The sequence below is a fragment of the Aurantivibrio infirmus genome, from assembly GCF_054767315.1.
In genome coordinates this window covers 79283-91298 of record NZ_BAAFSK010000007.1, presented here as the reverse complement: position 1 = coordinate 91298, position 12016 = coordinate 79283, and the positions used below count along the sequence as shown (strand labels likewise).

At 45.5% G+C, this 12016-nt stretch carries 9 protein-coding genes; 3 read left to right on the top strand and 6 right to left on the bottom strand.

Annotation, left to right across the window (positions count from 1 at the left end):
* Positions 1-56: 56 nt before the first annotated feature.
* Positions 57-608 carry a ribosome biogenesis factor YjgA gene (yjgA, locus tag ACYUCY_RS15660; RefSeq protein ID WP_460227462.1) on the top strand — a complete coding sequence of 184 codons (552 nt, stop codon included), beginning with the start codon at positions 57-59 and terminating at the stop codon, positions 606-608.
* A gap of 20 nt (positions 609-628) precedes the next feature.
* Here the strand turns inward: yjgA and ACYUCY_RS15655 are convergent, their stop codons facing one another.
* From ACYUCY_RS15655 to ACYUCY_RS15630, 6 genes are all read right to left on the bottom strand, one after another.
* Complete coding sequence (locus ACYUCY_RS15655; protein WP_460227461.1) at positions 629-4741, bottom strand: YhdP family protein; 4113 nt, start codon at positions 4739-4741, stop codon at positions 629-631.
* Positions 4742-4854: 113 nt separating this feature from the next.
* Entirely contained in the window at positions 4855-6378 is a 1524-nt protein-coding gene (rng, locus tag ACYUCY_RS15650; RefSeq protein WP_460227460.1) for a ribonuclease G, read from the bottom strand.
* A gap of 20 nt (positions 6379-6398) precedes the next feature.
* Positions 6399-7037 (bottom strand): Maf family protein, encoded by a 639-nt coding sequence (locus ACYUCY_RS15645; protein WP_460227459.1) that lies wholly within the window; start codon positions 7035-7037, stop codon positions 6399-6401.
* 112 nt (positions 7038-7149) lie between these two features.
* Entirely contained in the window at positions 7150-7644 is a 495-nt protein-coding gene (gene mreD / locus ACYUCY_RS15640) for a rod shape-determining protein MreD (protein WP_460227458.1), read from the bottom strand.
* A 92-nt stretch (positions 7645-7736) separates the two neighbouring features.
* On the bottom strand, positions 7737-8624 hold the full coding sequence (mreC, locus tag ACYUCY_RS15635; RefSeq protein ID WP_460227635.1) for a rod shape-determining protein MreC: 888 nt from the start codon (positions 8622-8624) through the stop codon (positions 7737-7739).
* A 103-nt stretch (positions 8625-8727) separates the two neighbouring features.
* Positions 8728-9762 (bottom strand): rod shape-determining protein, encoded by a 1035-nt coding sequence (locus tag ACYUCY_RS15630; RefSeq protein WP_460227634.1) that lies wholly within the window; start codon positions 9760-9762, stop codon positions 8728-8730.
* 365 nt (positions 9763-10127) lie between these two features.
* Between ACYUCY_RS15630 and gatC the strand changes: the two genes are divergently transcribed.
* Both gatC and gatA read left to right on the top strand, forming a co-directional pair.
* Positions 10128-10409, top strand: a complete 282-nt coding sequence (gene gatC, locus ACYUCY_RS15625; RefSeq protein ID WP_460227457.1) for an Asp-tRNA(Asn)/Glu-tRNA(Gln) amidotransferase subunit GatC — start codon at positions 10128-10130, stop codon at positions 10407-10409.
* 151 nt (positions 10410-10560) lie between these two features.
* Positions 10561-12015 carry an Asp-tRNA(Asn)/Glu-tRNA(Gln) amidotransferase subunit GatA gene (gene gatA, locus ACYUCY_RS15620; RefSeq protein WP_460227456.1) on the top strand — a complete coding sequence of 485 codons (1455 nt, stop codon included), beginning with the start codon at positions 10561-10563 and terminating at the stop codon, positions 12013-12015.
* Position 12016 lies beyond the last annotated feature (1 nt).

The following is a 12016-nucleotide window of genomic DNA, read 5'->3' as shown; positions in this document are numbered from 1 at the left end:
TTGACCCTATTCAAAGTTTCAACAGAAAACCTAAGCATTTACCTTAAATTTTTATTATGTCTAAAAGTAAAAAACACAAGAACAAAGAAATTCCTGAAACTGACGAAGATGAATTCATCAGCAGAAGCCAAATCAAGCGCGAGATGCAAGCGCTGCAAGCACTTGGCAAACAACTTACCGAGCTATCAAAACCTCATTTGTATTCCTTTGAATTGGATCCCGACTTACTACTAGCTATCGAAGACTATCAGCGGTTTACCAGCAATGAAGGGAAACGTCGACAAATGCAATACATCGGGAAGTTAATGCGTAACGTTGATGCCGAGGAAATTCGTATTAAGTTTGAAGGTTTAGATGCGGAGCAAAGAAGCCAAACGCGCGCTCATCATCTGGCGGAACAATGGCGCGATAAATTGTTGGGGGGCAATCAAGGCGATGTAACTGCATTTTTTGAAGAGTATCCCAACATAGAGGGGCAGACATTTCGCCAGCTAGTTCGCGGGGCATTATTAGAGAAAAAAAAGCAGGACGCCGACCAGAATAATAAAACCAATAAACAAACTCAACGCAGAGCCTTGTTTCGATTTATTCGTGAAGCGATTGAGTAAAGGTCTTGGTTTGCGCAGCTCTAGCGACTGGCGTCTTGAAAAGATTTTTCTTTTGCTTGCTTTAATGTTTTTGAGGCATCATCTTCAAACAAACGTTCGAACTTCGCCACTGGATCATTGAGCTTGCCTGTGACTTTGAAGCGAACACTGGCGACTCGATTCATCTGCTTAGCAAACACTTTACTAATCACCCAAACACCAGCAGCCGCAGGTAAATTTCCCGCCAACATCGCCAGCATCGTTAAATTATTTCCCACCGGTAGCGTCGCGACTACCACTGTATCCATTTCAAGTGTTTCCAAATCAACGGTCCCGGCCATTTGAAAACGGCTAGCCGTCGCTTCAACAACCATTGGAGTCGGTAATTGGATTTCACCATTATTAAAATTTATCTTGCCGTCAATGGAATCGAAGCTCATCCCATCTCCAGCTAGATCAGAAAAATCTAATCGGAGCCGACGGACCCAAGTATCAAAATTTAAAAAACTAAACAATTGTAGTAGCGCGCTGCTGGTGCCTTGCTCTCCCGTCCCTCGATAAAAATTTCCTTCACTGATATGTAAATCAATTTCTCCTTCCAGCAGATTTACCGCAACTGAAGTAGGCGTTCCGCGCCAAGAAATATCTGCATTAAATTGTGCTGCTTCACTCTCAAGCAATTTTGGCTGCCCCCATTGCTCGATAACATCACCCAGATCATTGCTAATAAATCGACCTGCAAATTGGCTCGTACTTTCACCCTCTTTTTTGTTCCAAACCAGCGTCGCACCTGCCGCTGATTTATTGCCAAGGATAGTCCCACCTCGCACCTCACCAATTATATGATCAACAACAACACCGCCATTTATCGGATGCATTTGAAAAGACCAGCTGCCGTAATTCTGATCCGCAATCGAAAATTCTTTTACCGTCACATTCATTTTCGGTAAGCTTTGCGGATCAATTTCCGAGAGAAAATCCTTTTGTTTTGGTTCATCTTGTAACAACGCGAGCAAGGGATTCTCATACTTTACTGTTTCAGCGGCTTCGATTTTTCTTTCTGGCAATCGCAGGTAATCCAAGCCCAAAACCCAAGATCTTTCTGTATCATCGAAAATCTGTAAATCGCCTTTTATTTCTTTGGCGTCCACCTTGAACCGCCAAGAGCGACTTTGTCTTTCCCCAGCCAATTTCGCTTCGTGCACGTCAAAATCATTAAAGCTAATCGTATCAATTGCCAAATCGAAGCGTGTACTAATTGACGTCAACGCAGAATTTACCGTAGACACCTGTGCAATATTGTTTAACCCTTCCTTTTCAATCTGAGACGAATCCCGTTCTAGTACCGATGACTGACTTCCAACATTACGATATCGCTGATAAATTTTTTGCCAGCTTTCCCATTCTATTTGCGCCAGCTGACCATTAATATCGAGAACAGAATCTTTCGGTAAAACTGCCTTCCCGCCTAAGGACACCGCACCACGTTGCAGCTTACTTTCTTGAATTTCAAATAAACCGTTAAGTGACGTTCCATATTGAATATCGTAAACAACCTCTTCGAGACCAACCGGCGCCGTTATTTTTAGGTTCTGCTTTACGTCCGCAGACTTGCCTAAAGGTTGTGGCAAATCCACCATCACACCTGCAAGCTCAGTCTCTATTGTTATTATTGGTGTAAAACCAACGCTTAACCCGTCGTCGTTACTGCGCTCATTCTGCGCATTAAAAGGAAGGGTTAAATTAGCGAAAAAATCGGTCTCGCCAGACAGGAATGATAACTCGGCAAGCCGAGTCCATTCCTGCACCGCACTCAACTTCGCCTTGCCTCGCACTGCTATTTCAATTGCAGTAACAACATCCAAATTATTACTTTTAGATACTCCTGAATCGATCGGCTCAAGTCTCGGTTTAATTTCAAGGTCAATTTTTTCTTGCCACAAACTTGCGGTAAGATTTTGAGACGTAATTCCCTCAACGTTGTCGTAACGTACCTGACCATCAATGTCATTCACTAGTAAATTGACATCGGTCATCTCGAGCATCGCGTTAGAAAGTGACAAGTCGACACGATGGCGAGCACCTGGCTCACTAAAGATGAGTGGGATATCGAGGTTTACCGCTGTATGTAAATCACCAGCAGAACGCCAACTATCAAATCGATCACCAATCACTTCACGAACGGGACTTTCAAGTAAAACTTTTAAACCATCGTCAACGGCTCCATCCGCGTCGCCGATAATTTTCAGCAGTTCACCTTCGCCATAAGGATTTTTCACGACGTACAATGACGCGGCGTTAATTTTGCTGTTAGAAAAATCTGCGCTTTCTATATTTACAAATACATTTGTATCGTCCAACCACAGTTGCCCTTTCGCATTTTCAGCTTTCGGCCAGTCTGGGTGATAATTTAAATCCGCTTGTTCTGCATCGATGAATAATTGGGTCACTGCATTCGGTGCAGAGCGCTTGGTGAGTCCGCCACGATAAACAAATCCCGCAGAATTCACTTTGCCCTGACCCAAACTAGAATCTAACCAATCCAGTAATGGTGTTGGCAAAATCACTGGAATAAATTTATCAGCATATCTCGCGTCAGAAGCCCTAATACCTGCTTGAACGACAAGTTCTTCTTGCTGACTGCCAAAATCGAAAGGAATAAAAAGCGAAAAATAACCGTTGATCTCGCCTTCTTCACCAACCACTGTCGAAAGACCACTGCGCACATTAACCGTGCCTTCGTCAAAATCAATCACCCAGCGAATTTGGCTTAGCGCCGAATCAAATGCCATCGGTTTGTCATAAACAGGATAAAACCAAGCACTCAAACCATCTTGAATATCGATTTCTGCAAAACCGCTGAAAGGGCTCGAATTAATGTAACCACTGACACCGGTAAACGCCGGCGAACCATTCCATGCGTCAACCGCGAGATTATCCATATTGGCAACAACGCTCACAGCATCCAATGCCGTCCCTTCTATATTCAACTGGAGGTTTTTCAATGAACCGCGAGGGTTCAAACTTTTTACAACATCTCGCAATTGCTCATTCAAAAAACCAACATCACTAAGTAAACCAGACCATCGTTGAAGATCGACCTCCTGAACTTGCACGGTAACCGGTTTCCCCAATCCATCAGAATACAATCCGATATCCATTAAGGGCGCTTTCTTATCGCCCCAACTAAAAGAAAGATCTCGAAACGAAACAGACCACCCGCCATTTTCTTCAAAGCGGGCTGCAAATCGAGTTTGAGTGGTTTCCGGGAAGGGAATGGTTTCAGAGAAATTCACCGGGAGTTCACCAACTTCAAATTGCCCGTGAGTAATGATTTCCATTCCTGGGTTTACATCAAACCAAGCTTCAAGATCTAGCTGATGCCCACGACGCCATTCTTCATCGGGTAATCCTGCCCACAACTCTCCCGGTAAAGCAGCAACCGCTTTATCTAATTCAAATTGATGTAATCGAAGGTGTCCCTTCGCGGAAAAATTATTTCGATCTCGGGGATCACCTCTTCCTTCAACAACGAAGGACATCACGTCTTGCGTTCGATCAATCGTTACTTCTGAACTTAGACGATGAAAAGATCCCGAATTCTCTAGTTTTAAATATGGAAGGTTAACTTGGCTTTGATGGCCAGTCCGAAACTCAAATTTAAATTGAATATCGCGAAATTCGATATGGCTACTGAGTAAGAAAAAATCCAAAGGATCATCAATTTCACTCGTGGAAGGTGTTGTTGATAAACCGACTAATGACCAGACGCCCTGCTCATCCTGGTGCAGATTCATATCAACTTGAACCAACTCCAGATTTCGTAACACCACACGCCAATTGAACAGGCTTCGCAACAAACTGATTCGCGCTATCGCATCACCGGCATATAAGATCTGGGCGCCATCTTGGTTAGTTAAGGTGATGCCTTTTAGCTGCAACTCTGGGCTTAAACCCTTCCATGTGCCAGTGAGGTTTTCGACATCTACCTGCACCCCCATAGCTTCGCCCACAACCTGGCTAAGCTCTTGTTTATATTGAGAAATTTTTGGAGTGAGCTCACGACCGACAACCACGACAACAGCCAAACTGATCAATAGGAAAGCAAAAAGCCCCCAAAATCGCTTGACGATGATTCGCGTAATTTTAAGCATTCAATACCGGTTCGTTGTTGGCGCCCTAAGCAAAACAAGAAGTGTTACTAACTCATCGATAAAGCTGTGTTTTTATCGATAGCGTAAAAATCGCTGCTTATAAGTCGCCCATTTTAAACAAGAATAATGTCGTACTGTTCTTGGTTGTATATGGTCTCAACCCGGAACTCAATGGCCCGCCCGACGAACGCTTCTAAATCAGCGACGCTAGTGGATTCCTCGTCTAAGAGGCAATCCACCACGGCTTGAGAGGCTAGAACCAGAAATTTCTCATTGTCATAGACACGCGCTTCGCGAAGAATCTCCCTGAAAACTTCATAGCAAACCGTTTGCGGGGTTTTCAATTCGCCGCGGCCAGCACAAACAGGGCAGGCTTCACACATTATTTGACCTAGCGACTCACGAGTCCGCTTTCGTGTCATCTCAATCAAACCCAATTCCGAGACGCCGGTAATAGATGTGCGAGCACGATCACCCTCCATTGCCTTTTCCAAGGTCCTAAGTACCTGTCTCTGGTGTTCAGGATCCATCATATCGATAAAATCGAGAATGATGATGCCGCCCAAGTTGCGTAAACGCAGCTGTCGTGAAATAACGCTGGCAGCTTCTAAATTAGTTTTAAAAATTGTTTCTTCAAGATTGCGATGGCCAACGAAAGCACCCGTATTAACATCGATAGTCACCATCGCCTCGGTTTGTTCAATAATGAGATAGCCACCTGATTTCAAGGTGACTTGGGTTTGTAGTGCTTTATCGAGTTCGTCTTCGACACCATTCAAATCGAACAAGGGTCTATCACCCGTGTAGTGTTCTAATTTTGGTGAAATCTCCGGGGAATATTTATCGGCGAAGGAACACATGCGCTGATAAGCTTCTGCGCTATCAACTCTTACTTTCTCGATACGGGGTTTGACTAAATCTCTTAGCGTTCGCATGTACAACGGCAAATCTTCATACACACATGCAGGCGCTTTTTCTTTTTTTATCGCTGCATCAATTGTTTGCCATAACTTAAACAAGAAAGGAATGTCGGATACGATTTCCTCTTCGCAGCAACCTTCAGCCAAGGTGCGAACAATAAACCCACCCACATTCGGCTTGGCCAATTTCTCGATGGCTTCTTCAATCAGGGTCCTTAATCGCAGACGTTCAGGCTCGTCTTCAATTTTTGCTGAAATGCCCACATGATTTGCGAAGGGCATAAACACTAAGTTTCGTGCCGAAACAGAAATTTGAGTCGTTAGTCGGGCACCTTTAGTACTAATAGGCTCTTTAATCACTTGCACTAAAAGAGATTGCCCCTCACGAACCAACTCGCGAATATCTTTCGTCGTTGTGGTTTCTTTGGAATCACCGTCCTTGGTATGGCTCTGTTTTGTATGTGTATTGTTAGTGCCGTTACTGCAAGGTTCGGTAGCGAAATCCGAGGCATGAATAAAACCCGCTCGTTCGAGACCAATATCAACAAAAGCCGCTTGCATACCCGGCAGCACTCGCACCACTTTGCCCTTATAAATGTTGCTCACCAAGCCCTTGTTTCTAATCCGCTCAATGTACACTTCCTGCACCAAACCATTTTCGACCAGCGCCACTCTTGTCTCTGAAGGCGAGACATTCATTAAAATTTCATCACTCATAAAGTGTTTCTCAACAGCGTTTAACTCGACAAGTTTTGTTGGTGTGCTTTCTGCCAAGTCGGAATTTTAAATTTGTTTAGCAGTGGCACTAAAGTTTCTATAGGAAGCCCAACAACTCCGCTATAACTACCATGGATTTTGGTAACAAAGATCGCGCCCAAGCCTTGGATTCCATAGCCTCCTGCTTTATCTAATGGTTCGCCGGAACGCCAATAATCAGCAATTTCTTGCTCATGAATCTCTTTAAAACTGACTTCGGTGATAGATACTGCGGTCTCGACACACTCTTGGCTTTGCAAAGAAACGGCCGACATCACTTGATGAGTAGTACCCGATAATTTATTTAACATTTCCGCAGCATGGCTTTGGTTGATTGGCTTGCCCAGAATTTCATCGTTAATCACAACAATCGTATCCGCACCCAAAACAGTAACATTCGGTGGAATCGAGCTCTTTAGAACTTGCGGTAGCGACTCCGCTTTCAACTGTTCCAAACCAGCTTTCGCCTTCAGCTCCGCCAATCGCGTCACGGTTTGAACCGGGTTTTCTCCCGATAGTAATGATTCATCGACACTGACCGACAGCAAGTCATATTTGACGCCAATTTGATCCAAGATTTCTCGGCGGCGAGGTGATTGAGAGGCTAGATAAAGAGACACATTATTCTTATGGAGTTGGTGGGTCTGAATTGATCCTCGGCTCTATTTCCAGCTGCCAAATCAATTCCGAGCCTAGGCTTATCAGATGAAAGGAAGAATGTAGCAGAAAAACTTAACGGCGTGCAGTGACGATACGCACCCTTAACCATTCCATAAGGATAAGAACGAAGGGCCAGATCAAAGCGCTGACCAAAGCGGGCACGAGGAAGATCAGCGAGGACGAGGTTACGCCAACCATGCTATGGGCCCAATTCCAAAACAATTGGTGAATCCCCACGAGAATAAATACCCACATCGACTGCTGCCACAAAGCATAACTACGGATTCGTTGATAAGACAACAAACAGACATAGGCTACTGCAACAAGCGCCAAAGCGTGCTGCCCCAAGACGGCGTGCTCCAGTAAATCCTGCCCGATACCAACAGTAAACGCAGTACCCACGCCCACCTGCTGCGGCAGTGCCATCACCCAATAAATCACTAATAAAGCAACGAATTGCGGCCGAAACCACCCCCAACCATCAGGCAAAGGTAAAACGCAGAGCAAAAAAGCCACTAAAAAGGAAAAGCCAACAATACTTAGATTATGTGTTTGCTGTAGATCCACTGACGTTCCTATTCGATCGTATATCGCTGACTTGAATGGCTTTTAACAATAGACCAAACCCAACTCGCAGTATCCCAGGGCCAAGATTTTCTTTAGTCCGTTTCGGGTAGAGCACTATCTGGTAGAGCACTATCTGGTAGAGCGCTATCGGGCAGAACACTAGAAGGTTCTTCACGACTAAATACTAGTAATGCAGGTCGACTCCGATTGAGTTGCGCAGCGGGTCGAGCAATCACGGTAGCGAAAGGCTGACCCGGATCATGAATCACAGATTCCACCGTCGCCACAGGATACCCAACAGGAAAACGCTGCCCCAACCCAGAACTGACCAATAAATCACCTTCACGGATATCAACAGTATTGGATACATGCCGCAGAGTAAGTGTATACAAATCTCCAACACCTTCAGCTACAGCTCTAACACCATTCCGATTGACCTGAACCGGTATTGCATGGCTCGAATCGGTGATCAATAAAACATCACTGGTATAGGGGTAGACTGCTACAACCTGCCCCATTAACCCGTCGGCATCGAGAAGTGGCTGGCCAACATAAACATCATGTTGGCTGCCTTTATTGATAACGATCTTGTGGGCAAGCGGGTCGGGAGATAAGCCAACGATATCCGCAACAACCACCCGCTCGCGAATGGTTTCACTCGAATTCATTAAACGCTGAAGCCGCACATTGTCAGCCAAAACGGAGGCCATTTTCTGGTTTTTAGCCTTGTGAATCAGTAGCTCATCCTTCAAGGCTTTGTTTTCTTCCAACAGATTTTGCCGGCTCCCCAAGCCATCTTCACCCCACTCACCGATGCGAGAAGGAAGGTCCGTCAGCCAATAAAAGGGAGTGCTCACAATATTGAGCTTGGCTCGAATGGGATCTAACCAAGAGGTATAAGAGTTTATCAACACGAGGAGCAACGCGATCAGTCCAAGAACGACTGCTCGAGATGCAAGAGAAGAGTTTTTGGCGAACAGCGGCTTAATGGGACATCCTCTTACTCACACAATCATGACTGCATAATGCAGTCATTGTGTAGCTAGCACTGCCAGTGGCAATAACCACAAAAAGTACTGCCACTTAAGATGAAAGAAAATCCATACTACGCTTATCCATGAGTTCTACCGCCCGGCCACCGCCTCGCGCGACACAGGTTAATGGATCTTCTGCCACTAAAACGGGTAAACCTGTCTCTTCGGTAAGTAAGCGGTCAATATCACGCAACAAGGCGCCACCTCCGGTGAGCACAATACCTGATTCGGCTATATCTGAAGCCAATTCAGGGGGAGTGCGCTCTAAGGCACTTTTTACTGCTTGAACAATACCCGTCAAGGCTTCTTGTAGGGCTTCTAGAATCTCATCGCTATTTAAGGTGAAGCTACGGGGCACACCTTCCGCTAGGTTACGGCCCCGAACATCAATTTCTCTCACTTCGCTGCCAGCATACGCACAGCCAATTTCTTGTTTAATGCGCTCAGCCGTGGCATCACCAATGACACTACCGTAGTTTCGGCGCACATAATTGACGATGGCTTCGTCGAAGCGATCACCACCAATACGAATAGAATCGGAATAAACCACACCATTGAGAGAGATAATCGCGATTTCGGTAGTTCCACCACCGATATCCACTACCATCGAACCATTGGCTTCCTCGACTTTTAATCCTGCGCCAATCGCGGCCGCCATAGGCTCTTCAATTAATCGTACTTCGCGAGCACCAGCGCCTAGCGCAGACTCTCGAATCGCCCGTTTTTCAACTTCTGTCGATAAACAAGGCACACAAACAAGCACTCTAGGGCTTGGTTGAAACCAGCTATTCTCATGAACCTTGCGAATAAAATGCTGAAGCATTTTCTCAGTAACTTGGAAATCGGCAATAACACCATCTTTTAAAGGGCGAATCGCCGTAATATTGCCTGGCGTACGACCCAGCATGCGTTTTGCCTCAATACCGACAGCTTCCACAATTTTTTGACCATTGTGATGGCGAATCGCAACGACCGAGGGTTCATCTAAAACGATTCCCCGCTCACGAACATAAATTAATGTGTTGGCGGTGCCAAGATCGATGGAAAGGTCATTCGAAAAAAGGCCACGAAGGCGTTTAGGCAACAACATGCAGGAGTTCTACCTTAGTTTTTATCAATTCTATTAGAAGTTATACTTCGCCTCTTCGAATGCTGTCGCTCGATATTTCAGAGCTTAAATTTCAAAACAGCCTTCGAAAAAACTAAATTATGAGCAATTGTAGTTCAATTCTTTCGTGCTAATGCTACGAGCATCTCGCCCCAGAACCTTTAGTCTCTAATCTATTGAGCAGCATTATGGTGGCGAAGTCATATTTGTGCAAATGCGGCGCACTGTATCAACGAGAGGGATGTAGGGCAAGGCGCAAATATGGTAACTTTAGCGCCCTTGATCACAGTTGCAGATCACAACAAGATCTGACTTTTAAAAATGTACTTTTGGAGAAATTGGTGGAGCGTTCAGAACTCGAAAAACTTGCAAATCTTGCCCGGATCAATGTTGGCGAATCGGTATTAGATGATGCCGCACAAAGCATCAGCGAAGTCTTGGCGCTGGTTGATCAATTACAAGCAATTAACACTGACGGCGTTGAGCCCATGGCTCATCCACAAGACGCCATTCAACAACTGCGCGCCGATGAAATAACAGAACCGAACCAAAGGGAAAAATTTCAAGCCATTGCTCCTCAGACCGAAGAAGGCCTTTACCTCGTTCCCAAAGTGATTGAATAGTTTGGGAGCAATCCGATATTTGAAATACGCCAAGTTAACAACGTAGCTCTGCGACCAAAAAAAATTTTGACAAACGAAGCGAAAAAATCGGCTAAGTCAGCAGAAGAGATAGCCAAGCCTTAATCCGTAAAACCCAGGACTCAAAATTACAATGCACAACCTCACTATCGCCGAGCTCATTGACGGCTTACGCGCGAAAACTTTTTCCAGTGTTGAACTGACCGAACATTTTTTAGCGCGAATTAAAAAATTTGATACCGAACTCAATAGTTTTATCACCGTTGCCGAATCCAGTGCCTTAGAATCCGCGCGTGCGGCAGACAAGAAATTGGTCTCTGGTGAAACTGTCAGCCCCTTGTGCGGAATCCCCATTGCCCACAAAGATATTTTTTGTACTGACGGCATCAAAACAACTTGCGGCTCAAAAATGTTAGGGAATTTTATTCCCCCTTACGATGCAACTGTGGTTGAAAATTTCAAGGCCGACGGTGTCGTCACACTGGGGAAAACTAACATGGATGAATTCGCAATGGGTTCGTCTAACGAGACCAGTTATTTTGGCGCCGTTAAAAACCCTTGGGATCAGCGTTGTGTTCCTGGCGGGTCTTCTGGCGGATCTGCTGCTGCAGTCGCGGCACGCTTAGCTCCAGGAGCAACCGCAACTGATACCGGTGGCTCGATTCGACAACCCGCTTCGCTTTGCGGGCTCACGGGACTAAAACCCACGTATGGAAGAGTCTCACGCTGGGGCATGATTGCCTTCGCATCAAGCTTAGATCAAGCCGGCACGTTAACGCAGACCGCAAAAGATTCGGCGATCATGTTACAAAGCATGGCCAGCTACGATCCGAAAGATTCCACCTGTATAAATAAAGAAGTCCCCGATTATTCAGCACAACTCGACAACAAAATCGACGGTTTAAAAATTGGCGTTCCGAGAGAATATTTCAGCGAAGGCCTTGATCCAGGAACGGCGAACGCTGTTAAAGCCGCCATTGACGAATTAACAAAACTCGGCGCAAAAATTGTCGACATATCCCTACCTCACTCACATTTAGCCGTGCCCACTTATTACGTTATTGCACCCGCTGAATGTTCCGCAAACTTGTCACGCTTCGACGGCGTGCGTTACGGCTACCGCTGTGAAAACCCTCAAGACTTAGAAGATCTTTATAGGCGTTCGCGTGGCGAAGGTTTTGGCGATGAAGTTAAACGTCGAATTTTAGTCGGCACTTACGCATTATCCGCAGGTTACTACAACGCCTACTATCGCAAGGCACAACAAATTCGCCGTCTAATAAAACAAGACTTCATGGAAGCATTTAAAGAGGTTGATGTGATCGTTGGACCCACTGCGCCTTCGGCTGCTTTTGAATTTGGCGCGAAGAAAGATCCCGTGGCAATGTATATGGAAGACATTTATACCATCGCGACCAATCTCGCTGGTCTACCTGCCCTTTCAACCCCTTGCGGTCTCGTCGACAACAAACCCGTGGGCTTACAAGTCATCGGCAACTTTTTTGCGGAAGCACAAATTTTGAACGTCGCGCATCAGTTTCAGCTTGCGACAGACCATCATCAACAAAAACCACAGAATATTGAGTGAG